General features: G+C 31.6%; 24 protein-coding genes. 18 read left to right on the forward strand and 6 right to left on the reverse strand.

The features are described 5' to 3' along the window. Nucleotides 1-132: 132 nt before the first annotated feature. Nucleotides 133-1,002: a DUF808 domain-containing protein gene (locus IQ05_RS07915; protein WP_144891769.1), complete on the forward strand. Its 870-nt coding sequence runs from the start codon at nucleotides 133-135 to the stop codon at nucleotides 1,000-1,002. 99 nt (nucleotides 1,003-1,101) lie between these two features. Next, on the forward strand, nucleotides 1,102-1,353 hold the full coding sequence (locus tag IQ05_RS07920; RefSeq protein WP_144891771.1) for a hypothetical protein: 252 nt from the start codon (nucleotides 1,102-1,104) through the stop codon (nucleotides 1,351-1,353). Between the two features lie 88 nt (nucleotides 1,354-1,441). On the opposite strand, the gene IQ05_RS07925 is transcribed toward IQ05_RS07920, so the two are convergent. Further along, complete coding sequence (locus IQ05_RS07925; protein WP_144891773.1) at nucleotides 1,442-2,272, reverse strand: M57 family metalloprotease; 831 nt, start codon at nucleotides 2,270-2,272, stop codon at nucleotides 1,442-1,444. Nucleotides 2,273-2,842: 570 nt separating this feature from the next. On the opposite strand from IQ05_RS07925, the gene IQ05_RS07930 reads away from it, so the two are divergent. Further along, nucleotides 2,843-5,548, forward strand: a complete 2,706-nt coding sequence (locus IQ05_RS07930) for a S8 family serine peptidase (RefSeq protein ID WP_144891775.1) — start codon at nucleotides 2,843-2,845, stop codon at nucleotides 5,546-5,548. Here the strand turns inward: IQ05_RS07930 and IQ05_RS07935 are convergent. Next, nucleotides 5,535-6,116, reverse strand: a complete 582-nt coding sequence (locus IQ05_RS07935) for a Crp/Fnr family transcriptional regulator (RefSeq protein WP_244289546.1) — start codon at nucleotides 6,114-6,116, stop codon at nucleotides 5,535-5,537. The two genes, IQ05_RS07930 and IQ05_RS07935, sit on opposite strands and share 14 nt — an antisense overlap. A gap of 242 nt (nucleotides 6,117-6,358) precedes the next feature. On the opposite strand from IQ05_RS07935, the gene IQ05_RS07940 reads away from it, so the two are divergent. Together IQ05_RS07940 and IQ05_RS07945 are read left to right on the forward strand one after the other, a co-directional pair. Next, nucleotides 6,359-7,471, forward strand: coding sequence for a pectate lyase family protein (locus IQ05_RS07940; RefSeq protein WP_144891779.1), 1,113 nt, complete (start codon nucleotides 6,359-6,361; stop codon nucleotides 7,469-7,471). A gap of 181 nt (nucleotides 7,472-7,652) precedes the next feature. Next, entirely contained in the window at nucleotides 7,653-8,540 is an 888-nt protein-coding gene (locus tag IQ05_RS07945; RefSeq protein WP_144891780.1) for a carbon-nitrogen hydrolase, read from the forward strand. A 75-nt stretch (nucleotides 8,541-8,615) separates the two neighbouring features. Here the strand turns inward: IQ05_RS07945 and IQ05_RS07950 are convergent, their stop codons facing one another. Next, nucleotides 8,616-10,142, reverse strand: coding sequence for a choice-of-anchor I family protein (locus tag IQ05_RS07950; RefSeq protein ID WP_144891782.1), 1,527 nt, complete (start codon nucleotides 10,140-10,142; stop codon nucleotides 8,616-8,618). Between the two features lie 175 nt (nucleotides 10,143-10,317). On the opposite strand from IQ05_RS07950, the gene IQ05_RS07955 reads away from it, so the two are divergent. Continuing rightward, nucleotides 10,318-11,358 carry an agmatine deiminase family protein gene (locus tag IQ05_RS07955; protein WP_144891783.1) on the forward strand — a complete coding sequence of 347 codons (1,041 nt, stop codon included), beginning with the start codon at nucleotides 10,318-10,320 and terminating at the stop codon, nucleotides 11,356-11,358. Nucleotides 11,359-11,433: 75 nt separating this feature from the next. Here the strand turns inward: IQ05_RS07955 and IQ05_RS07960 are convergent, their stop codons facing one another. After that, nucleotides 11,434-13,701 (reverse strand): M1 family metallopeptidase, encoded by a 2,268-nt coding sequence (locus IQ05_RS07960; protein WP_144891785.1) that lies wholly within the window; start codon nucleotides 13,699-13,701, stop codon nucleotides 11,434-11,436. Between the two features lie 155 nt (nucleotides 13,702-13,856). Here IQ05_RS07960 and IQ05_RS07965 point away from each other — a divergent pair, with 155 nt between their 5' ends. The 3 genes from IQ05_RS07965 (at nucleotide 13,857) to IQ05_RS07975 (ending at nucleotide 15,928) form a co-directional block, all read left to right on the forward strand. Continuing rightward, nucleotides 13,857-14,708, forward strand: coding sequence for an aldose 1-epimerase family protein (locus IQ05_RS07965; RefSeq protein ID WP_144891787.1), 852 nt, complete (start codon nucleotides 13,857-13,859; stop codon nucleotides 14,706-14,708). 9 nt (nucleotides 14,709-14,717) lie between these two features. Beyond that, nucleotides 14,718-15,269, forward strand: a complete 552-nt coding sequence (locus tag IQ05_RS07970) for a GNAT family N-acetyltransferase (protein WP_144891788.1) — start codon at nucleotides 14,718-14,720, stop codon at nucleotides 15,267-15,269. A gap of 107 nt (nucleotides 15,270-15,376) precedes the next feature. After that, nucleotides 15,377-15,928 (forward strand): DUF3575 domain-containing protein, encoded by a 552-nt coding sequence (locus IQ05_RS07975; protein WP_144891790.1) that lies wholly within the window; start codon nucleotides 15,377-15,379, stop codon nucleotides 15,926-15,928. On the opposite strand, the gene IQ05_RS07980 is transcribed toward IQ05_RS07975, so the two are convergent. Further along, a complete protein-coding gene (locus IQ05_RS07980) occupies nucleotides 15,925-16,149 on the reverse strand; it encodes a VF530 family protein (RefSeq protein WP_144891792.1) in 225 nt (74 codons plus the stop codon). The genes IQ05_RS07975 and IQ05_RS07980 overlap by 4 nt on opposite strands. 58 nt (nucleotides 16,150-16,207) lie before the next feature. Here IQ05_RS07980 and IQ05_RS07985 point away from each other — a divergent pair, with 58 nt between their 5' ends. Both IQ05_RS07985 and smpB read left to right on the forward strand, forming a co-directional pair. After that, nucleotides 16,208-16,693, forward strand: a complete 486-nt coding sequence (locus IQ05_RS07985; protein ID WP_144891794.1) for a histidine phosphatase family protein — start codon at nucleotides 16,208-16,210, stop codon at nucleotides 16,691-16,693. A 37-nt stretch (nucleotides 16,694-16,730) separates the two neighbouring features. Beyond that, nucleotides 16,731-17,183 carry an SsrA-binding protein SmpB gene (gene smpB, locus IQ05_RS07990; RefSeq protein ID WP_086454511.1) on the forward strand — a complete coding sequence of 151 codons (453 nt, stop codon included), beginning with the start codon at nucleotides 16,731-16,733 and terminating at the stop codon, nucleotides 17,181-17,183. 184 nt (nucleotides 17,184-17,367) lie between these two features. On the opposite strand, the gene IQ05_RS07995 is transcribed toward smpB, so the two are convergent. Continuing rightward, nucleotides 17,368-18,009 (reverse strand): protein-L-isoaspartate(D-aspartate) O-methyltransferase, encoded by a 642-nt coding sequence (locus IQ05_RS07995; protein WP_144891796.1) that lies wholly within the window; start codon nucleotides 18,007-18,009, stop codon nucleotides 17,368-17,370. A 144-nt stretch (nucleotides 18,010-18,153) separates the two neighbouring features. Here IQ05_RS07995 and IQ05_RS08000 point away from each other — a divergent pair, with 144 nt between their 5' ends. The 7 genes from IQ05_RS08000 to IQ05_RS08030 all read left to right on the forward strand — a co-directional run bounded on the left by IQ05_RS08000 (nucleotide 18,154) and on the right by IQ05_RS08030 (nucleotide 24,485). Beyond that, the gene (locus tag IQ05_RS08000; protein WP_144891798.1) at nucleotides 18,154-19,119 is read left to right on the forward strand and encodes a Gfo/Idh/MocA family protein; all 966 of its coding nucleotides are present in this window, start codon (nucleotides 18,154-18,156) and stop codon (nucleotides 19,117-19,119) included. 6 nt (nucleotides 19,120-19,125) lie between these two features. Next, nucleotides 19,126-19,722, forward strand: coding sequence for a hypothetical protein (locus IQ05_RS08005; protein ID WP_144891801.1), 597 nt, complete (start codon nucleotides 19,126-19,128; stop codon nucleotides 19,720-19,722). A 1-nt stretch (nucleotide 19,723) separates the two neighbouring features. Beyond that, nucleotides 19,724-20,611 carry a 3-hydroxyacyl-CoA dehydrogenase family protein gene (locus tag IQ05_RS08010; protein ID WP_144891803.1) on the forward strand — a complete coding sequence of 296 codons (888 nt, stop codon included), beginning with the start codon at nucleotides 19,724-19,726 and terminating at the stop codon, nucleotides 20,609-20,611. Nucleotides 20,612-20,693: 82 nt separating this feature from the next. Further along, complete coding sequence (locus IQ05_RS08015) at nucleotides 20,694-21,914, forward strand: DUF1015 domain-containing protein (protein ID WP_144891805.1); 1,221 nt, start codon at nucleotides 20,694-20,696, stop codon at nucleotides 21,912-21,914. Between the two features lie 23 nt (nucleotides 21,915-21,937). Beyond that, nucleotides 21,938-22,600, forward strand: coding sequence for a YggS family pyridoxal phosphate-dependent enzyme (locus IQ05_RS08020; RefSeq protein WP_144891807.1), 663 nt, complete (start codon nucleotides 21,938-21,940; stop codon nucleotides 22,598-22,600). A gap of 23 nt (nucleotides 22,601-22,623) precedes the next feature. Beyond that, nucleotides 22,624-22,992 (forward strand): four helix bundle protein, encoded by a 369-nt coding sequence (locus tag IQ05_RS08025; RefSeq protein ID WP_144891809.1) that lies wholly within the window; start codon nucleotides 22,624-22,626, stop codon nucleotides 22,990-22,992. Between the two features lie 131 nt (nucleotides 22,993-23,123). Then, nucleotides 23,124-24,485, forward strand: a complete 1,362-nt coding sequence (locus IQ05_RS08030; protein ID WP_144891811.1) for an exonuclease domain-containing protein — start codon at nucleotides 23,124-23,126, stop codon at nucleotides 24,483-24,485. Nucleotides 24,486-24,546 lie beyond the last annotated feature (61 nt).

Below are 24,546 nucleotides of genomic sequence, written 5' to 3' on the forward strand. Positions count from 1 at the left end.
TTTTACTTTTTGGCATTTTTAAAATTAATTTTTAAATAAAAAGTTTTAGCTTCGCAAAACATAAATATTAAAAATAAAACACCCTAAAAATTCATAATTTAGGGTAATCAAACAACTTTTAAAAAGAACATAATGGCATCAGGTTTCTTCGTACTTTTAGATGATATAGCTGCAATAATGGATGACGTTGCTGCAATGAGTAAAGTGGCTGCAAAAAAAACTGCAGGTATTTTAGGAGATGATTTAGCTGTAAACGCTGAAAAAGCATCAGGATTTATTTCCTCTAGAGAATTACCAGTTTTGTGGGCTATTGCCAAAGGATCTCTGTTAAATAAAACAATAATTTTACCCATAGCTTTTTTATTGAGTCACTATTTACCAATTGCTGTAATCGTAATACTTGTGCTAGGAGGAATCTATTTGGCCTATGAAGGAGCTGAAAAAATATTTGAATATTTTTTTCCACATGAACATAAACATGAAGATATAACAGCACAGCCCATGACCGAAGAAGAGATTCTATCTCTTGAGAAAGAGAAAATTAAATCTGCAATTGTAACTGATTTCATTTTATCTGTAGAAATAGTAATTATCGCTCTAGGAACAGTAATAGAAAAACCTATTTCATCCCAAATAGTGGTAGTTTCCATCATTGCACTCGTAGCAACGATAGGTGTTTACGGAATTGTAGGTCTTATTGTTCGTATGGACGAAGCAGGTCTTAAATTAATCAGTATGAGTAAAAACGAGAACAGTATGGGAACAAAAATTGGTACTGTTTTAGTAAAAGCTTTACCTGTGGTTATTAAAAGCTTATCAGTAATTGGTACAATAGCTTTATTACTTGTTGCAGGAGGTATTTTTATGCATCAAATTCCTTTTTTACATGGGATATTACCTCAAATACCTGCAATCATAACTGAATTTACTGTAGCATTAATCATTGGATTAATTACACTAGGTTTTGTAATGCTTTTCAAAAAGTTATTTGCAAAAAAATAAACAACACTTTTCATTTTTAATCAATTTTGCTTTTGAATAATTAATCCCTAAGTCAAAGCTAACTGCAAATAAATCGTATCATTATTAATTTTCAGCATTATGGACATCGTAAAATTTAAAATCACTCCCAAAACAATTAAAGTTGAAGTGCGTAACTCTAATAATTATGTTTTTGATTTTAACAATTCAGTATCCATTGCCAAAGAAGATAAAGATGTACTTTTGAAACTCTATAATGCACTTGATTTACTTTTTAAAAAAGAAACTCCAGTAGATTTAAAAAATTATATTGCTCCCAATCAAACTAATATTTTAGATCAAATTAAAGAAGTAGGTGAAGCAAATGAATAATACAAAAATATAAAAAAAATAAAAGGCCGTTTCTAAATAAGAAACAGCCTTTTTTATGTTTTGTAAAGTGCTCTTAGTTGGTTATTTACTAATATAAATAATTTAAAGCAGTAACATCGTTACCATTAAAAGCTCCTGTGTCACTTGAACTAAAACATGCTCTCATGTAAGAAGTTGCATCATAACCAGATGGTGTTCCAGGAATAAGTACGGCTCCCACGCCACCGTCACCTTCGCTTGTATTTGATCCACAACTCTGACGGCTAAACCAGTCTGTGTGACGCAAACCTATACAATGTCCAATTTCGTGAGCAGCTACATGAGAATTCACACCTACAGAATATGTATCCATTCCTGAATATAATGTAACTGAATTAAAAGGCGCACCTCCAGATGGAAATCCAGCTACTCCACCTGCACTACCGGTAGCTCTTCTGACAACGATATTAGCACCTGTTGTGTTTGAACTAAAAGTTAATGTAAAAGTAAGTGTCAAACCTAAACTATTGTATCTATTTACAGCAGCCTGTAATCCAGAACGCATGTTAGCACTTAAAGCAGAAGTACCAGTTCCTGATAAACCTACTATTTTAATAGTTCTAGGTCCTGAAACAAGGTTATTAGTTCGGTACTGCTCAGTTGTTATACCACCATGCAAGTCCATTTTATTTAATTGATCTTTGGTCATAACAATATCGCCTTCTATTAAGAAAGCATCTTCTGTTGTTCCATTTGGATTAGTGTGCTTAACCACTTTCACATCTTTATTATTAAAAGACAAAGCACTAATTTTAGCTAAAATTTCAGGAGTTATTTTAGTTGCTTCAAGATTTGTTTGATTGGTTTCATCATCTTTACTACAAGATATAAATGCCATAACTGCGCATGACATTACTAAAATTGATTTAATTTTTTTCATTGTTTTGGTTATATTTGGGTTAATTAATGAATTGTATTTTTGAACACTTTACAAAATCATTACATCGAAAGTAGACAATTATTTTTGTACGAATATAATAATATAAATAATATAACAATTTTAACATTTATTGTTATATTAATAAATATAAAAAGCTTGTAAACCCAGTAATTTCGTTTTTATTAAATTTTACACTTTTAATAATACGTCAATCAAAATGTTAAATAAAAACACTTTATTCGAATAAGGCAAAAACAAAATCAGGTTATTTGAATTATTTATCAATTTACGCAAAACAAGTTGTACTTAAATTGTTTAAATTTGATTTTTATAAACAGTAGCCCTAGATCTTGATTTAAACAAAAAACTTAAATTTAAAATAGTTTACTTTAAATTTTTAACATATTTTTTGTAAGAATTAAAATTTATAAAAACACTTTTTACATCGAGTAAAACAGAATTTAGAAGTAATTTATTTTAAAAAAATGTTTATTTTAGATATAAATTAATAACACTTATTTTACACTATATTAAGATTAAAAAAGTTTATTTAATATCCCAAAAAAGTTGATGAAAACTAAATATACCATACTTATTATTATTTTTCCCTTTACCCTTTTTGCACAAACGGAAGAAAAATGGAAACAATTTATTAAAGAAAAAAGAGATAAAACATCAGCTCAATTTTATCTTGTAAAAACACAAGATGCACTTTTAAATAATTGTAAGATTATAAAAAAACTAGATTCAAAATTTAGTGTGATTTCCTTTTCAAAAAATTCGGTTGAAAATCAAGATATTAAATTATATCCATTAAATAATTTGTGGAAATTACCAAGCAATCTAAAAAACCATTCATCGAAGAAAAATTATATAATCGTAACTAACGATATTTTAAAACTAACAGAAAAACTTAAAGCATTACAGATAGATTACTTTATCCAATCTGATGTTGTATTTATAAATACCAACTACAAATCTTTAGTTAACCAAATCATTCCCATTCATAACGTCTTATCCATTACCCAAGAATCTTTCACCCCTACCGTTGAATCTAAAATTATTGACCAAAACTTTAGCGTTAATCAAATTAATATGTTGGTAAAAAATTTTAAAGACATAACGGGTTTAAATCAAATTGTATCTATTAAAGATGAATTTTTTGACATCAACGATATTGATTTGTTAAATAAACATATTCCTTCTAACACACAATCTAGTCAAGTTTCAAAGCACGCAACTGCAATGGCTACAATAGTTGCAGGGTTAGGAAATAGTTCTGTTTTGGGCAAGGGTGTTGCTCCAAAAGCAAAAATTCAATCATCCAATTTTCTCTCTCTCTTCCCTGATGCAATCACAACTATGCAAGGAGCCACCATTCAAAACCACTCTTATGGTACTGTAATTGAGAATTTCTATGGCAATCTAGCGGCAGCATTTGACAAAACTCTTTACGAGAATTCTACAATCAATCATGTTTTCTCAGCAGGAAATAGAGGGACTGAAGGATTTAAAAGCATTACAGGAAATTTTAAACAATCAAAGAATAGTATTGTGGTAGGAAGTGTGAATGCTAGTGAAAACAGTATGCCATTTTCATCAAAAGGTCCTGCGTATGACGGCAGGATCAAACCCGAAATCGTTGCCTATAGCACAGAGGGTACCTCAAATGCAACTGCAATCACATCAGGAATTATTTCATTATTGAAAGAGCTTTACAACAAAACACATACAATTTCTTTACAGAATGCAACTGCAAAAGCAATCTTGATAAATAGTGCAAAAGATTTAGGAAATTTAGGTCCTGATTTTACTTATGGCTATGGAAACGTAAATGCCTTAAAATGTTTAAATACCATACAACAAAATAGAATTATAACAGGAACTACAAAGTCTGAACAAAAAAACTTGCACCAAATAACCATACCAAATAATAGTAAGAATTTAAAAATAACATTGGTTTGGAATGATCCGCCAGCCCAAGTAAATACTAACATTAGTTTAATACATGATTTAGATTTAGCGTTAATTTCACCATCAGAAACTTTTTTACCATGGATATTAAATCCCAATTCACCTCAGTTACCCGCAACAAAAGGTATTGATAAAGTCAATACAATTGAACAAATAGAAATTACTGACCCTCAATTTCAAACATACAGTATATCCATAAGTGCTGGTTTACTAAATACGGATAGTCAAGATTACAGTATTGTTTATGATTATGAGATAAAAAACTCATTCGAATGGAACTATCCTATTCTAAATAATAATTTCCCGCTAGATGGTAAATTAATTTCACCAATAAAATGGAACTCCACAATTACAGGAACTAACGGTGAATTATCTATAAGTTATAACGATGGACAAACTTGGGAATCCATCAAAACAAACATCAATATAGAAAATGGACAATACCTATACCTACCTTTAAAAGAGCTTTTTACGAAAGCAAAACTTAAAATGAAAATCGGTAATGAAGAGTTTATTTCGGATAGTTTTATCATTTCGTACGATTTAAATACCACGACTTCATTAGTTTGTAATGGAACAACTGAAATCAATTGGACTAAACCAGAAACTGTTTCTAGCTTTAATATTTACGAATTAGTTGATACAAAACTTACTTTCAAGGAGCAAGTTACTAATTCAACCTACACCTATACAAAAGGTAAAATTCACGCTGTCTCTCCTAATTTCAACTCTGTTGAGGGTATAAAAAGCGAATCTACTTTACGTTATGAAAATAACTCCAATTGTTATTTTGAATTTGTAAATGCCGAGATTACAACTGAGAACCTAATCACAATCTCAACAAATCTTTTTAGTCTATTTCAAATAAAAAAAGTGGAACTCTTAAAATTAGTCAACAACAAAGAAATACTTTTAACATCGAAGAATGTTCCTTTATCTAAAAATTTTACTCTAGATGATGTCGCTCCATCAGAAGGATTTAACAAATACAGGGTACGACTGACACTAGAAGATAATACAACAATAAATTCAACAGCTATTGATATTATTTTTATGGGAAAAAGTGATTTTTTTGTTTATCCAACGGCTTTAAAACCAAACCAAGACATCAATATTGAAACTAAAAAAGAAGAAGAAACTTTTTTCTATCTTTTAAACATGAATGGGCAAAATACAGTATCACAATCCTTCATTACAAAAAGTACTTCCATCACTTTACCAAGTCTACCAAGTGGTATTTACATTTACAAAATCATCTCTAAAACAGGAAAAAATAAAACGGGAAAAATCAGCATTCAGTAGTACGCTCTAACTTAAATTGTTTTTTTATCTTACATAAAAACTCATGAGAAACACCCAGATACGATGAGAGATTCCTATCATTAATTCGCTGTGCTTTTACAGGATATTTGTTTATAAAATCTAAATAACGTTGCTTTGATGTCTTGTTCAAGATATCAAGCAATCTATCCTGCATGACAATATTTGTTTTTTCAATCAGCAAGGTGTGAAATTTCAAAAGCTTTGGAACTTCTTTAAATAATTTAGTTTTATTTATTTTATTAATGACCAAAATTTCACAATCCTCAAGTGCTTTGATGTTATACCTTGTAAGTTTATCATGATAAAAACTTTCAACATCAGTTATCCAATCATTATCAAATGCAAAAAAAAGTATACACTCAGCACCATTTTCTTTCAAGTGATAAATTTTGAATGCTCCATTTAAAACAAAGGCTTCGTATTTACTATTAGAATCCTGAATTTGGAGATAATCATTTTTTTTTAGTTTAACCTGTTTTACGTTTTCCTGAATTAATTCCCATTCTTCATTGGTCAGGGGAATTTTTTTCTCAATATTATTTCGCATTAATTCGTACATTTTTTTGGGGTTTTATTTATATTAATTATGCATTATTTCAATCGAAAAACAGTAGGTTATGCAATCGATTACGTAAAAATAATAAAATTATAGTATTTTCAATATAACAATCAATAAAAAACACAAAATTTAATTAATTATAGATTTTATTGAACAAGTTCAATAATAATACCTTTTTTTATGATTTATTTTGTAATGCTTTAAATCACTAACATTTAACAAAAAGTACTATGAAATTAAATTTAAATGTATCCGTTTTCATTGTGAGTCTTTTCTTTGGGCTCACAAGTTGTAACAATGAAGAAACTGCAGAAACTAATGCAGGTACAGCACAGTTAGAAACAAAAACATCAAAGAACAATGCAAGAGTTGGCGATTGTGCAGCTGTTCCTGGCTGGGCATCACAAAATGGTGGAACTACTGGAGGTGGCAACGCTACAGAAACAGTAGTAAGTACTTATACGCAATTAAAAGCTGCAATAGAAAACACTTCTGTGAAAGTCATTAAAGTAACAGGAACCATTACTATTCCTGCTACTTCAACGGGTCGTATTGCTTTTCAAGATCAAACTGGAAAAACAATTTATGGCGCCAGCGGTGCAAAATTAGTTTCGACGGATCAAACCAAAGCCAATTCTGGAATTTTAAATATTAAGAGATGTAAAAATATCATTCTTAGAAATCTAATTTTTGAAGGACCAGGTGCATATGATACAGATGGTTGGGATAATGCAATAATTGATAATTGCCAAAATGTTTGGGTAGATCATTGTGAGTTTAGAGATGGAGTTGATGGGAATTTAGATATCAAAAATCAGTCAGACTTTGTAACTGTCTCTTACACTAAATTCACGTACCTAAAAGCTCCAAGACCAGGCGGATCAGGAGGTTCTCCAGATCACAGATATTCTAACTTAATAGGTTCTAGTGATGGCGCAACAGCAGATAGAGGTAAACTTAGAATAACTTTTGCAAGATGTTGGTGGGCTACTGGATGTAAAGAAAGAATGCCAAGAGTACGTTTTGGTAAAGTACATATTGTAAACAACTACTTTAACAGTTCTGCTAGTAATAAATGTGTAGCTGCAGGTCTTGAAGCTAGCATTAGAGTTGAAAATAATGTATTTGAAAATGTAAATCAACCTATTGACCTTATGACAGGCTATACTGCTGTTACAGTTATAGGTAACATATTTACAAACACAACAGGTAATACTGCTGGAAGCAATACGGCTTTTACACCAAGTTATACCATACCGTTACTGTCTGCTAGCGCTGTAAAAGCTGATGTTACAGCTGGAGCAGGTGCTACATTTACTGGAAATATTTGTGGATCTTTTTAATTAATTTCAAATTTTTGTAACAACACTTCTTGCAAAACAAGAAGTGTTGTTTTTTTTTACAAATTATAAAGCAGTAGAAAGCTTAATTCAAAATTCTTTAGTAAAGTTAATTAGCAAACACATAAAGCCTATTTTATACTAGCCATAAAATTTACTATTTTTGCATTCTAAAATTTATGTAATGTCAAATAAAAAATATAAAATAGCTGTTATTCAACTAAACCTGAATGATGTAGCCGAAAATAATTTAAAAAAATGCATTAGTTGGGTTCGCGATGCAGCAAAACTTGGTGCCGAAGTAATTTCGTTACCAGAATTATACAGCAGTCATTATTTTTGTCAAAGTGAAGACGTAGATAATTTTGCTTTAGCGGAACCGTTATACAGCACTTCTTTTACTGCTTTTAGTGCTTTGGCAAAAGAATTAGGAGTTGTAATTATTGTTCCTTTTTTCGAAAAAAGAATGGCTGGCATTTATCACAATAGTGCCTATATTATTGATACTGATGGTTCAGAGGCAGGATTGTATCGAAAAATGCATATTCCAGATGACCCTGCATTTTACGAAAAATTTTATTTTACACCGGGTGATTTAGGATTTAAAAACAATCGTACCAAGAAAGGGAATATAGGAACATTAATCTGTTGGGATCAATGGTATCCAGAAGCAGCACGCATAACAGCTTTAAAAGGTTCCGAAGTATTGTTTTACCCAACAGCAATTGGTTGGCATCCGCAAGAGAAAGAGCAATATGGTGAAAACCAATATGGCGCTTGGATGAATGTAATGAAAGGTCATGCCGTTGCAAATGGTGTTTATGTTGCAGCAGCAAACCGTATTGGTTTAGAAAAATATTTACCAGAAACTCCTGGAATTGAATTTTGGGGAGCTTCATTTATCTGTGGGCCACAAGGTGAAATTTTGGCGCAAGCCTCACATGATAAAGAAGAAATTTTAATTGCCGAGGTTGACTTAGACTTACAAGAAAATGTGCGTCAAAACTGGCCATTTTTTAGAGACAGACGTATAGATGCCTTTGGAGATATTACAAAAAGAGCAATTGACTAACTGCTCTTTTTAAAACAAAAAATCCCTGCTGAATTCTTTATTCAAGCAGGGATTTTTTTATTTCGAGAGTACATTTTAGTTCAAATCTGGCTGGAAAACTTTCACACTTCCGTCACCTTCACTACTTACCACAAGCAAACTTCTTTTTGTTGGACTTTTTGAAGCAGGAATATATAGTAGACCCTCAGGAGCATCACCCGTTTTTATAGTTTGCATTAGTTTAGGTGCTGCAGGATTTGAGATATCATAAATAATTACTGCATCGGCGCGTTCAAGACCTACAAAAAGTATTGTTTTAGGCCCCATTTTTGTAACTACTACAGATTCTGGCTCAGCCCCTTTATCATCACTTCTACCGTCATCATAAAAACCTAATTCTTGTGATTTTTTATCCAATTCATTTTTACTATCATAAACTAAATCACCAGTTGTACCATTCCAGATTGAAAACGACCTCGACCCAAACGATACTAGCTCATCAAAATCGCCATCGCCATCAGTATCTCCCATTTTAGTATTAATATTTAGCCTACCTAAACTAGTCTCAGCTTTTAGTGCTGTAGCATCTGGAAACGCTACAGGATCAAGAATTACTGATGAACTACCTACTCTTTTTACATCAACAAAAGCGCTATATTCTCTAGCATCACCTTCATTTGCAGTTACAAAATAAGATATTTTATTTACTTCAAAACTACTTATTGCATCTGGTTGATACATTCCTTTTATTTTCCAAGGTTTCATAAATATTCCTCCATCTTTATCACTAACATCAATTGCGTTGTCAGCAAGATTATAGTCTTTTAGACCCAAAGGAAAAATATTCGTAATCGTTTTGCTACTCAAATCAATTTTAGCAACCCCATTGTTTTCTTGTAAAGTTACCCAAGCTGTTTTAGAATCAGCAGATATAGTAATGTATTCTGGTTCAACATCTGATGCGAAATTATTAGTTACGCTAGCAATTCTAAAACCTTTTGCCTTGAGCGTATTTAACTGGTTTACAAAACCTGCAAAATTTAAAGTTGTAACCGCATAATTACTATTTACCGCAATTATAGATACGGAACCCTCTGGGTCAATCGAGTAAGTGTCGTTTGGCTCACCTTCATTGGCAGTCATGATAAAATTTCCATCAGGAGAAAATGTAATCATATCTGGTAAGGCACCAACCGTAATTTCTTTAATAAGAGCGTATGTAGTGGTATCAAAAACCAAAACTTTACCAGCATCTTGCTTATTCGGTTTTGCCTCTAAGGCTACAGCTAATTTACCATTAAAGGTAGTAACGCTATTTGAGGCTCCATTATAAGGCGTCAAATCAATACTGGTTACAAATTTTGGACTCGCTGGATTTGACAAATCAATTACATCAATTCTATTCGTATTGCTATTGTTGACAGTAAATAATTTCTTAGATACTTCGTCATATGCACTAATTTCAGCAGCACCTGTTCCTCCTATTGTAAGACTTCCAATTTCTTTAAATGAAGCAGGATTTTCATTCACAATAGTTTCTTGATCGTTGCTTGAATTATCCTCTTTAGTACAACTAGACAAAATCAAAATTGCAGCTAGAAGTGAAATACTGTATTTTTTCATAAATTATTTTTTACCAAAAATAGAAATGAACAAATCAACTATAATTAACACAATATTATTTAATCATTACCTTAATACTATAAATGAAAACGCAGTTTTAAAAAATTGCAATGTTTGCTCGTTTTTTAAGTGAGTCTGAATCATTATATTTGCACCTTTGATAAACGTATATAATATGACTACAAATACTAGGCGTTTTCCAGCCGAATGGGAAAAACAACAAGGAATGCTACTGTGTTTCCCTCATAATGGGAAAGATTGGCCTGGAAAATATGAAGCAGTTCAATGGGCTTTTGTAGAATTTATTAAAAAAGTAGCAACTTTTGAAACTGTTTTTTTGGTTGTGGCAGATGAAAACCAAAAAATAAAAGTAAACACCATGCTGGAAACAGCTCATGTTGAACTAACAAATGTTTCGTACATCATTCACAAAACCAATAGAAGTTGGATGCGTGATTCTGGACCAATCATTATAAAGAACGGCGCCGAAAGAGAGGCATTAAACTTTAATTTTAATGGCTGGGCCAAATACAAAAACATACAATTAGATAAATTTGTTCCTGAGAAAGTGGGCGAATTTCTAAATATTCCTGTAACTCAAGTCATGTACAAAGGAAAACCGGTGATTGTTGAAGGTGGTGCCATTGATGTAAACGGATGTGGAACCTTATTAACATCAGAGGAATGTTTAATGCACCCAGACATACAGGTTCGAAATGCAGGCTTTACAAAAGAAGATTACGAAGCCGTTTTCAAGGAATATCTTGGCGTAACCAATGTGATTTGGTTAGGCGACGGAATTGAAGGCGATGATACTCATGGACATATTGATGATTTGTGTCGATTTGTAAACGAAGATACCATTGTCACTATTGTAGAAAACGATCCGCTTGATAAAAATTATAAGCCGCTACAAGACAATTTAAAACGTTTACAAAATGCAAAACTTGAAAACGGAAAATCTCCAATTACTGTAGCCTTGCCAATGCCGAAGAAATTAGAATTTGACGGATTGCGATTACCTGCAAGCTATGCTAATTTTTTGATTTTAAACCAATGTGTTTTAGTACCTACTTTTAATGATAGTAACGATCGTAAAGCACTAAACATACTAGCAGAATGCTTTCCAGATAGAGAAATTATCGGCATAAATGCAACTGATTTTATTTGGGGCTTTGGAACCCTACACTGTTTAAGTCAGCAAATACCTGAATAAAGAAATAAAAAAAGACTTGTAAATACTTACAAGTCTTTTTTATTAAAATAAATTCTTCTTTAAAATTCCAAAAAATTATTTATCTCTGGTAAAAGGAATTTTTTGTCCACCTGGAACAGTCATTTCAAAACCGTTTAAATTTTCGTTGAATTCAAACTTAAGTCCCGCTTGTTTTGATTCAAAAGCATTCTTTCCAATGTTCTCCACAGAAAATGCAGGATAATTTGTAATCAAGGCATTAAGCGCTCCATTTTTTTCAGAAAAAGTGATTTTTAAAGGAGCCATTTGAGTTGAAAAAATCCCCAAATAACCATCCAGAATTACATCTTTTTCAAGCAAACCTTTGTCAGCAGTCCATACATTATTGGCTGTATTAGAATCTGGAAATGCATGATCCGGATCCAATGTGATGCTTTCAATTTCTTCAGTAGAATTATGTTTAAACGACCAAGATTTATTTTTTTGCCACACTTCAACTGGTAACTTTATTCTTGTGATTTTTCCACTTTTAGTTTTCACGTCAAGAGATACAGGCATAACCATTTTTTCGAAGTTCTCAATAGTAATGATAACTCCTTTACTAGGATCATTTTTTACATATTTTATTGAATTTACACCTTGATCTAAGCGCCAATTGTATTGAAACCAACCTCTCCAGAACCAACTCAAATCTTCTCCAGCAACATTTTCAATTGTTCTAAAAAAATCATCTGGCTGTGGATGTTTAAAAGCCCAACGTTCAACATATGTTTTCAATGCTAAATCAAAACGCTCAGGTCCTAAAACTTGCTCTCTTAAAATCACTAAACCTGCACTAGGTTTAGAATACGCCAAAAGACCAATGTTACGCTCCTTCATGTTATCTGGTGAACTCATTATTGTTTCCAAAAAAGGACTTGTATACATTTCTGCTCTTTGCTGTAAATCCGCTTTTGGCTCTTTATATTCTCCATTATTAAAATCAACAGAACTTAATGAATTGATAAAAGTATTAAAACCTTCGTCCATCCATGCAAACAATCGTTCATTAGATCCTACAATCATAGGAAACCAAATGTGACCAAACTCATGATCTGTAACACCCCATAAATCAGCTCCTTTTGATTCCCAGCTACAAAAAACAATTCCAGGATACTCCATTCCACCTTCATTTCCAGCAACATTTACAGCTGCAGGATAAGGGTACTCAAACCATCTTTTAGAATAGTTCTCTATAGATGCTTTTGTATATTCTGTAGATCTACCCCAAGCTGCATCACCTGCACTCTCAACTGGATAAACGGACATAGCTAACGATTTTTTCCCACTTGGCAAATTGATTTTGGCAGCATCTAAAATAAAAGAGGCTGATGATGACCAAGAAAAATCACGCGAATTATTTATTTTAAAATTCCAAGTTTTTGTAGTACTTGATACTGATTTTGAAGTATTAGCAACTTCATCGGCAGTTCTAATAAATACCGTTTTATCACTTTGCTTCGCTTGTGCTAACCTACTTTGCTCCACTGCTGAATATACTGCTGTAGGATTTACCAATTCACCAGATGCAACCACAATATGATTTGAAGGTGCTGTAATACTTACATCAAAATCACCATACTCTAAATAGAATTCAGATGCACCTAAATAAGGATTCACGTTCCATCCACGGACATCATCATATACACACATACGAGGATACCATTGCGCCATGGTAAATATTTTTCCATTTTTAGTTTCAAGAACTCCCATTCTATCCGATCCTTCATAAGGAGCAATAAATGAAAAGTCTATTTTAATTTTTGTAGAACCTCCTTTAGCATTCAGCGCTTGAGGCAAAAAAACTTGCATTCTAGTATCTGAAATCAAATATTTTGCAGGTGTTTCTGAAGCTACACCTTTATTAGTACTAATTACAGATACTGATTTTATTTTGTGACCTCCGTCAAAAACTTGACCTTGCGCACCATTTCTACTACCTGATAATGGTACTATTGCACTTCCACGAGAATCAGCTTTAAAAAGATTTTGATCTAAATTCATCCAAACAAATCCTAATTTATCAGGACTATTGTTGGTGTACGTTATAATTCCAGATCCTGAAATTTCATTGTTTTTCTCGTCAAGTTTAGCTGTTAGTTTGTAACTAGCACTATTTTGCCAATATTCTGACCCTGGTTGACCACTTGCTGAACGTGTTGCGTTTCCATTTTTAGTGTAAAAATGAGGTCCAAAAGCATCGTGATAGTTGTACTTTGATACTGTATTAGCAGTATTTTCAGGAGTTTGCTGTGCATTCAAATTTATTATTCCAATAAATAATAAGCTCGCATGTACAAAAAATCCGAGATTGATTTTCTTCATAGTTAATTGATTTTGTTTACAAATTAATGAAAAAAAAGAGAATTTTGCGTATAAAAAGTTTAAGAATTTTAGCACTTTGAGAAAAAAACATCTTGTGATTAAATATTGAATATATTTACGGTAAATTTAGAGTATCTCAGTAAAACAAAATTATTTTGACTACAATTTTAAAAAACAATAAACTAACTGCAGCAATAGATCATCATGGTGCAGAACTCATTTCTCTTAAAAGCAGCAATACAAGGGAATACATGTGGAATGGTAATCCCGAATTCTGGGGCAAACATTCCCCTATTTTATTCCCAATAGTAGGAACTTTAAAAAACAATTCTTTTCATTATGAGAATAATGATTACCATTTAACCCGTCATGGTTTTGCAAGAGACATGGACTTTGAAGTTATTGAAGCAAATGATGAGAGAGCTATTTTTTCATTATCACGCACCAATGATACATTAAAAAATTATCCTTTTGATTTCCAATTGCAAATCATTTATACTCTTAAAGAAACAAATTTATCAATTTCCTATCTGGTTAAAAACTTTGGAAAAAGAGCCATGCCCTTTTCTATTGGAGCCCATCCAGCCTTCGCTTTACCATTAAAATTTAAAGATTATGAAATTGAATTTGAACAAGAGGAGCCTCTAGAGTATCATTTATTAAAAAATGATTTAATATCACAGGAGACCCAAAAATTAAATCTTCAAAATAAAAAAGTAAAACTAAATTATGATTTATTTGCGCTTGATGCATTAATTTTCAAAACAATACAGTCCAAAAAACTTACAATTTTAGAAAATAAAAAACCTCTTTTAAAAGTTGAATATGAGGATTTTCCAAGTTTAGGAATTTGGACAAAAATATCAGCACCATTTATTTGTATTGAACCTTGGTTTGGATATTCTGATGTACTGGAGAGTACCGGAGATTTACTACTAAAAGAGGGCATTCAAATTTTAGAACCAAACGCAACCTTTCAATCTATATTTACTATCAAAATTCTTTAATAAAATTCTATGTTGACTATCAATTTCACTCCATTTCCAAATCTTGAAACCGACCGTTTACTTTTAAGAAGAGTAAACGCAGGTGATGTAAAAGAAATTTTAATGTTACGATCTAATCCAAAAACTATGCAGTATATCCCTCGTCCTTTGTTAAAAACGGATGAAGAAGCTTTAGAGCATATTGCCATGATTGATCAAAAAATTGAAGTTAATGAGGGCATCAATTGGGCTATAACTTTAAAAGATAGTCCAAAACTTATCGGGATTATTGGTCATTATCGCATTAAACCAGAACATTACCGAGCCGAAATTGGATACATGCTACTACCTGATTATCAAAGAAGAGGAATCATTACTGAGGCTGTCAAGGCTGCGGTTCATTATGGGTTTAACGACTTAAAACTACATTCAATAGAAGCGGTTATAGCTCCAGAAAATCTTGCATCAGCAAAAGTTTTAGAAAATAATAATTTTGTAAAGGAAGCTCATTTTAAAGATTATGAATTTTACGAGGGCCGATTTTTAGATTCAGCTATTTACTCCCTAATCAACAAATCATAATTTTCATAAACTTAAAATCAACAAATTTTACTATGATTTTTGAAAATTACTGTTACTTTTGTTGATGAAAAATTCCTCTTTAAAACATTATCCTACCGACCTTTTTTATGAAAAAATTAATTGTTCTTATAATTTTAATTTCTAGTGCTACCCTTTCTGCTCAAACTTATGTTAAAGTAAATGCTTTTACAACGATTTTAACGATACCAAATGTAGGTATTGAAACGAGCATAGGTAAGAAATCAACTTTTCATTTTGATGCTTTGGCCTCTTTTTGGAAATCAGTAAACGGTAAACCCAGAGAATTTTATACTTTCACTCCAGAATATCGATACCATTTTAAAGAAAAATATAATGGTTTTTATGCAGGTGCACATATAGGAGCTAGTATTTTTAATTTCCAAAAGTGGAATTATTTAAACACTAATTTATACGAAAAGGGGTTTGGTTATTTTGCTGGTGCAACTATAGGATATCAAGTAAAAGTAAATGAAAAATTTATGATTGACTGTTTCCTAGGTGGTGGTTGGCATCAAGGTTTTTACAAAGGATATGACTTAACCACAGGACAACGCTATGAAAACGTAAAAAATTACAACAAAAGTGGAGAATCACTTCCTTATAGAGGCGGTGTGATGGTTTCTTACAAAATAAATTAAAATTTATTTATACTTTTAACATATAAATCTTCAACTTGTTTACGAGCCCAATCTGTTTTTCTTAAAAAAGTCAAACTGGATTGAATGCTTGGATTACTTGAAAAACATTTAATTTTAATCAGTTCACTTAAGTTGTCAAATCCATAATGACTGACAAGTTTTTCTACAATTTGCTGAAGTGTGATTCCGTGTAGCGGGTCGTTTGATTTTAATTTTTCCATTGTACAAATATATACATTCTAAAATTTATGATTTATTAACCCCCTAAAAAATCTAACCATGAAAAAAAAACTACTCATCCTTACCCTATTGTTTTTTAATATTTGTTTAGCACAACAAAATATCACTACCTATTATTTTATTAGACATGCCGAAAAAGTAGATGATTCCAAAAATCCTGATTTATCAGAAATTGGATTAAAAAGAGCCAATCAATGGAATGCTATTTTTGCAGATGTTCATTTTGACGAAATTTACAGCACCGATTTTAAAAGAACCACACAAACTGCAGCACCTACAGCTACAGCTAAAAATATAAAAACTAAACTGTACGATCTTAAAGATTTAAATATTGAAAATTTCAGAAATGAAACTCTAAATAAAAAAGTTTTGATTGTAGGGCATAGTAATTCAATACCCAAGTTTGTAAACCAAGTTATCAAATACAATTTGTTTCCTGATATTGAAGATACGGTTTTTGGGAACTTGTATGTAATTACAATTACTGGTGATACCATAAGTTACCATTTATTGAAATTGCCATAAACATTGCTTGATATTTTAATTTTGCTACCTTTGCACCATGTTAAAAACAATTAATATTTACAATAAAAGAGCCAAATTCGATTATGAAATTATCGAAACATTTACGGCTGGAATCGTTTTGGCTGGTACTGAGATAAAATCAATTCGTTTAGGCAAAGCCAATATTACAGAAAGTTTTTGTGAATTCAGTAATCTAGAATTATTTGCCATAAATACCTACATTGAAGAATATTCATTTGGAAATCAATTCAACCATAAAGCCCGTAGCGAACGTAAATTACTCTTAAATAAAAAAGAACTTAAAAGTTTATCTAAAAGTGTTCAGGCTAAAGGCTTAACAATAGTTCCTCTTAAATTATTTACAAATGAAAAAGGAATGGCAAAACTTCAAATAGGACTTTGTAAAGGAAAGAAAACTTATGACAAACGAGAATCTTTAAAAGAACAGGATACAAAACGAGACTTAGAACGCATAAAAAAATCATTTTAAATTAAAATGATTTTTTTTGTTTTTGGTAAAGGCTATTTTGATGAAAAATCACAATAGCCAAGCAGATTAAAATATCTTATTTTCTATTCCAAACCATTAAAAACAAATCTTTTTGGGCTAAGCCAAAAAAAAAATCATCTTCAACTCTTTTGTAATAAAACGCTGAAGATGATTTTTTTTTGTTTTAATTCTTATCTTCTAATAAGGGAACAAATCTAAATTCTCCAAATTCGTGCTTTTCAAATTGAGTTTCATTAATTCGAATCAGCAAGGTCATAATTTGCACGTCTTCACCAAGTGGAATTACTAGCCTTCCTCCTATTTTTAATTGCGCCATCAACGGTTTAGGAATAATTGGCGCACCAGCCGTAACAATAATGCTGTCAAATGGTGCGTAATTTGGCAACCCTTTGTAGCCATCACCAAAAGAAGTATGTTTAGGACGAATATTCAGTTTAGGAAATAAGTTTGTAGTTTTTTTAAACAATTCATTTTGGCGTTCTACACTATACACTTTAGCTCCCATGGTACATAAAACTGCTGTTTGGTATCCAGAACCAGTACCGATTTCTAATATTTTATCTTCCTTTTTTACTTCTAATAATTGGGATTGAAAAGCAACGGTGTACGGTTGTGAAATAGTTTGCCCAGCACCAATAGGAAAAGCCTTATCTTGATAAGCATAATTTTCAAAGCTTGAATCCAAAAATAGGTGACGTGGTATCTTTTTTATGGCTTCCAAAACATTTTTATCCGTGATCCCTTTTTGCTCTAAAACGCTTACTAATTGATTCCGAAGTCCTTGATGTTTGGCTGTATCTTTCAAAATTTATTTTTTTATTTCTGTAAAAATAGAAAAGAAAAACTGAAATCAAATATTGGTTTTTAAATAATAATTTAGCGCACAATTTGTCTTAATTCAACAATAGATTAATCATTTAATTGCTATTTTTGTAAAAAATACACCCTTATGCTAAAAATTGGAGTATTAGGTGCTGGTCACCTAGGAAAAATACATTTGCGTTTATTACAACAATCTGACAAATATGAATTGGTAGGGTTTTATGACCCAAATCAAGAGAATGCTGAAAAGATATCAAAAGAGTTTGGATACAAACATTTTAGTACTATTGCAACTCTTATTCATGCTGTTGATGTAATTGATATTGTTACCCCAACACTTTCTCATTACAAATGTGCAAAAGTAGCTATCAAATCAGGTAAACATGTTTTTATTGAAAAACCTATTTCAAACACAATAGAGGAAGCAGAAGAAATCATTGCTCTTGCCAATGAATATAATGTTAAAGGGCAAGTAGGTCATGTTGAACGCTTCAATCCTGCATTTATAGCTACTAAAAACATGATTGAAAATCCCATGTTTATTGAAGCGCATCGTTTGGCTGAATTTAATCCTCGTGGAACTGATGTCCCAGTGGTTCTAGATTTGATGATTCATGATATTGACGCTATTTTAAGTGTGGTTAAATCAAAAGTGAAGAATATTAGTGCCAGCGGCGTTTCTGTTATAAGTGATACACCTGATATTGCAAATGCTAGAATTGAATTTGAAAATGGTTGCGTAGCCAACTTGACAGCTAGCCGAATTTCGATGAAGAACATGCGCAAATCTCGTTTCTTTCAAAAGGACGCTTACATCTCAGTTGATTTCTTAGAGAAAAAATGTGAAGTGGTTAAAATGAAAGATGCTCCGGAAGTTCCTGGCGACTTTGATATGATTTTACAAAATGCCGAAGGCGTAAAAAAACAGATCTACTTCTCCAATCCCGAAGTTGAGCAAAACAACGCCATTCTGGATGAGTTAGAATCGTTTGCAGATTCAATCAACAACAATACAACTCCAGTAGTGACTTTAGATCAAGCAACTGAAGCATTACGAGTTGCTTATCAAATTATTGATTGTTTTAAAAAGTAATCATTGATGGAAAATAAGTTAGAAATTAAATATCGAAATCAAAAACAGTCTTTTGAAATTTTAGAAGATGAAATTATAGTAGATTTAGATACTCCAAAACACAAATTAAAGTACAACATCCCATTAGAAGAAATTAAAACGACTCAGTACATAAATAAGACTAAAGAAGACTCTACTTCAATGTTATTGAATTTTTCTTTATTTTTAAATTTATCATTCATTTTATATTTAGTTGTTGATAATTTTAAGTTAAGCCCCGTTTTAGTCCAAAGTATTTTTCTAACTACCTCATTAGCATTCGTGGCTGTGATGAAGTTTTTTTTTGATGGACATGATGAAAAGCATATTGATTCTTCCAAACTTTTTTATTTTATCTACACAAAAAAAAATGCTGAAGAAGTAGATGATTATATCGAGTTAGTATATAAGAAACAGATCGATTTTTTCAGAAAAAAGTACTTTCTAATTGATCCTGTATTACCATATGGAGTCCAAAATGAGAGATATATTTGGCTTTACAGTAATAAATACATTAACGAAAATGAATACGAAGTAATAAAAGAAGATTTAGATAAATACTTCAGTTTTAACCCAACACTATAATATGAAAACAATAGCCGTAATCGGAGCAGGAACAATGGGTAATGGAATAGCACATACCTTTGCACAAAGTGGTTTTACCGTAAAATTAATAGATGTTTCTGAACAATCTCTGGATAAAGGAATGGCAACTATTGCCGCTAATTTAGACCGAATGATTGCTAAAGGTACTATTAACGAAGAAGATAAAACAAAAACAATAACTAACATTATTACTTATAATGATATCGAAGACGGTGTTGTAGGTGTTGATTTAGTGGTAGAAGCTGCAACAGAAAATGTAGCATTAAAACTAAATATCTTCAAACAATTGAATGAAATTTGTTCGCAGGATACCATTTTGGCAACCAATACATCTTCTATTTCGATTACACAAATAGGATCGGTTGTGACTAATCCAGAACGTGTTATAGGCATGCACTTTATGAATCCGGTGCCTATTATGAAATTAGTAGAGATTATCCGCGGTTACAACACCTCAGATGAAGTTACAAAAACCATAATGAGTCTTTCTGAAAAACTAGGAAAAACTCCTGTTGAAGTGAATGATTATCCGGGTTTTGTAGCCAATAGAATTTTAATGCCAATGATTAATGAAGCAATTGAAACCTTGTACAACAAAGTTGCGGGTGTATATGAAATTGATACGGTGATGAAACTTGGAATGGGCCAACCCATGGGACCATTACAACTTGCAGATTTTATTGGCCTTGATGTATGTTTAGCCATTTTAAACGTAATGTATGATGGGTTCAAAAATCCAAAATATGCTCCATGTCCATTATTAGTAAATATGGTTCGAGCTGGAAAACTAGGAATAAAATCAGGTGAAGGTTTCTACGATTATTCCGAAAGTAAAAAAGCAGAAAAAATTTCTAAACAATTTATTTAATGTCATAAAGTTTGAAAGTCAAAAGTCTTAAAGTCCGCCTCTTTAAACTTTTGACTTTTAACTTTTGACTTTTGACTTAATTATGGCTAAAATAGTTCCTTTTAAAGCAGTAAGACCTACCCGAGACAAAGTATGCCTTGTAACCTGTAGATCTTATGAAGAATATGTAAATGCTGAATTAGCAGCACAACTGGATTTTAATCCACTTTCGTTTTTACACATTTTAAAACCTGCTTATACCAATCAAGAAACTGTTTCATTTGAAAAAAGATACAAGCAAGTTCATCAAAAATACGAAGAGTTCAAAAACGAGATCATTCTTGTAAAAGATAAAAAACCAGCAATTTACATTCATAAAATTGTTACTAAAACACAATCTTTTATTGGAATCATAGCTGGAACAAGTGTTGCTGATTATTGCAATGAAATCATTAAAAAGCACGAAGATATTATTGCTTTTCGAGTTCGATTGCTAAAAGAATACATGAAATATTCTGAGTTTAATACAGAACCCGTTTTGATGACTTATCCTGACAACAAAACCATTGAAAACTGGATTTTTAATTGCACGCAGAAATTAGCTGATTTTGAATTTTCGACCACAAAGAAAGAAATTCATTATTTATGGAAGATAGACGATCCACTTGAAATCAATTGGATTCAAAATATTTTTGAAAAAACAGAGAGTCTTTATATCGCGGACGGACATCATCGTACTGAAGCTTTAAAATTATTATCTGAGGAAAATACCGATGCTCAGAACACCTCTAAGAATCATATATTAAGCTACTTAATATCTGAAAACAACGTAAAAATTTACGAATTTAATCGTCTTGTAAAAGATTTAAATGGTTTGACAAAGGAAGAGTTTATGATTGCGTTGCAAAAGAATTTCAGCATTGAAAACAAATGGCAACAACCCTTTCAACCTTGTCAAAAACATCAGTTTGGGATGTATCTTGATAATGAGTTTTATAGTTTAGTACTTCGTAGAGAAAATGAAATTTTCAATTCTGCTTTAGACAGTTTAGATACTCAAATTTTATATAAAGAAGTTTTATTACCCATTTTAGGTATCGAGGATTTACGAAATGACGAACGAATTGAGTACCTTTCTGGAAAGCAATCTGTTTTAGAAGTAAAAAATAAAATTGACCAAGGCGAATTTGAAATCGGATTTATATTATTTCCCTCAAACGTAGGAGAAATAAAAGCATTGGCCGATGCTAATTTAATCATGCCTCCAAAAAGTACGTACATAGAACCAAAGTTCAGAAGTGGATTAGTAGTCTATGAACTTTAATTTATAAAAATCAGGAATTCATCATGTCAATAGCTACAAATTTACTTGGAATTAAAACTTCTTTACCTGAACATGTAACCTTAGTTGCAGTTTCAAAGACCAAACCGGTTTCGGATTTGATGGAAGCTTATGAAGCTGGTCAACGCATTTTTGGAGAAAACAAAATCCAGGAAATGGCTGATAAATGGGAAGAAATGCCCAAAGATATTCAGTGGCACATGATAGGTCATGTTCAAACGAATAAAGTAAAGTTTATGGCACCTTTTGTAAGTTTGATTCATGGTGTAGACAGTCTTAAACTATTACAAGAAATCAACAAACAAGCGTTAAAAAATAACCGAATTATTGATTGTTTATTGCAAATTTACATTGCCGAGGAAGAAACAAAATTTGGTCTTGATCAGGATGAACTTGATTCCCTCCTAGCATCAAATGAATTCAAAGAACTGAAAAACATTAAAATCGTTGGATTAATGGGAATGGGTACTTTTACTGATAATAAAGATCAAATAAAGAAAGAATTTACGCAATTGAAAACAATTTTCGAGAAAACTAAAAATTTAGAAATTGAAAACTGCCCACTAGAGACCCTCTCAATGGGGATGTCCGGTGACTATCAACTCGCAATTGAATGTGGCAGTACTATGGTTAGAATAGGAAGTAGTATCTTTGGAGGAAGAAATTAATTTCAATTTCAAAGTCGATAAAAATGCTTGTAAACGAACCTAATTTAGAAAAAATATACAATTTTGAAGACCGTTTAGTTAGATTTGCGGGAGAATGTATTTTCTTCGTAAGAAAACTAGAAAAATCTTATGAAATTGATTATTATAAAAATCAACTCATACGCTCCTCTGGAAGTGCAGCATTAAATTATGGTGAAGCTCAAGGGACTATTACAAATAAAGATTTTATTTTTAAAGTTTCTCTTTCTGTTAAGGAACTTAAAGAGTCGAGAAATTCATTAAAAGTTTTACATTACATAAAAGCAGGAGAATTAGAAGAAAGAAAATGGCTTTTGACAGAAGTTGAAGAATTAATCGCTATAGCTTCTAAAATGATAAACAACAAAAAATAATTCAATAACAATTACAATGTGTTTTCAATGGCAATAGAAATGGGAATTACAATTTTCAATTTTTAAGAATTTCCATTGATTTAAGATATTTATTTTGAAATTGCTATTGATTTTTGAAATTGATATTGAAAATGTACGCAATACTCGACATAGAAACGACTGGGGGACAATTTAACGAAGAAGGAATCACTGAAATTGCCATTTACAAATTTGATGGACATGAAATAGTGGATCAATTCATCAGCTTGGTAAATCCTGAAATTCCCATTCAGCCGTTTGTTGTAAAACTTACCGGTATCAATAATGCCATGCTCACATCAGCTCCCAAATTTTTTGAGGTAGCCAAACGCATCATTGAAATAACTGATGGGTGTGTGATTGTTGCTCATAATGCTTCTTTTGATTATAGAATCTTGAGAACAGAGTTTCGCAGATTGGGCTATGATTTTGAAGCCAAAACACTTTGTACTGTAGCCCTATCACAAAAATTATTACCAGAACAACCCTCACATAGTTTAGGAAAATTAGTGCGAGCACTTGGCATTCCAATGGCCGACAGGCATCGTGCCAGCGGAGACGCATTGGCTACCGTAAAATTGTTTAAAATCCTTTTAGAAAAAGATTTAGAAAAAGAAATTGTTAAAGATTTTATCAAACTAGAAGTTCAAAAAGGAATTGCACCAAAACTATTAGACATTGTCTCTAGTTTACCAGCAAAAACTGGCGTTTACTACATACATAACGAAAAAGGAAATCTCATTTACATTGGCAAAAGCCGAAACATAAAGAAAAGAATCAACCAGCATTTTACAGGTACTACCAATAAATGCAAAAAAATTCAAGCCGAAGTTTATACCGTAACTTATGATGAAACGGGTAGTGAGTTAATTGCACTTTTAAAAGAAAGCGAAGAAATTAAAATCAACAAACCAATATACAATAGGGCACAACGCAAAAGTATTTTTCAACTTGCGCTCTATGCTGAGAAAGATGAAAAAGGGTATTTGAACTTAAAACTTCAAAAAGCCGATGGTCGTAAAAAAGAAATCACGTCTTTCACTTCTATCCAAGAAGGGAAAAATGCTTTATTTAGAATCACATCTCATTATAACCTATGCCAAAAACTAACGGGCTTGTACGCTAGTAAAACAAACTGCTTTCAATACACCATAAAAGAATGTGATGGCGCTTGCATAGGCAATGTAACTCCAGAGGAATACAACGCCAGAGTTCAAGCTTTTATTGACAAAAACAGTTTTGAAAATCAAAACATGATTTTAATTGACAAAGGCCGAACCATAAGCGAACGCTCAGCGGTTTTGATAGAAAACGGAATTTACAAAGGGTATGCTTTTTATGATCTAAACTATCAAATAAACAATATAGAAATCCTAAGAAACATCATTATCCCAATGCAAAATAATCGGGATGTTAAGAATATTATTCAAGGCCATATCCGAAAAAATAAAACGTTAAAAATTATCCATTTGTAAGACAACAGCGAAACTCACAAAACATTATTAAAAAAATAAATAACATTTATAACATTTGATT

The organism is Flavobacterium tiangeerense, assembly GCF_007830355.1.
GTDB lineage: Bacteria > Bacteroidota > Bacteroidia > Flavobacteriales > Flavobacteriaceae > Flavobacterium > Flavobacterium tiangeerense.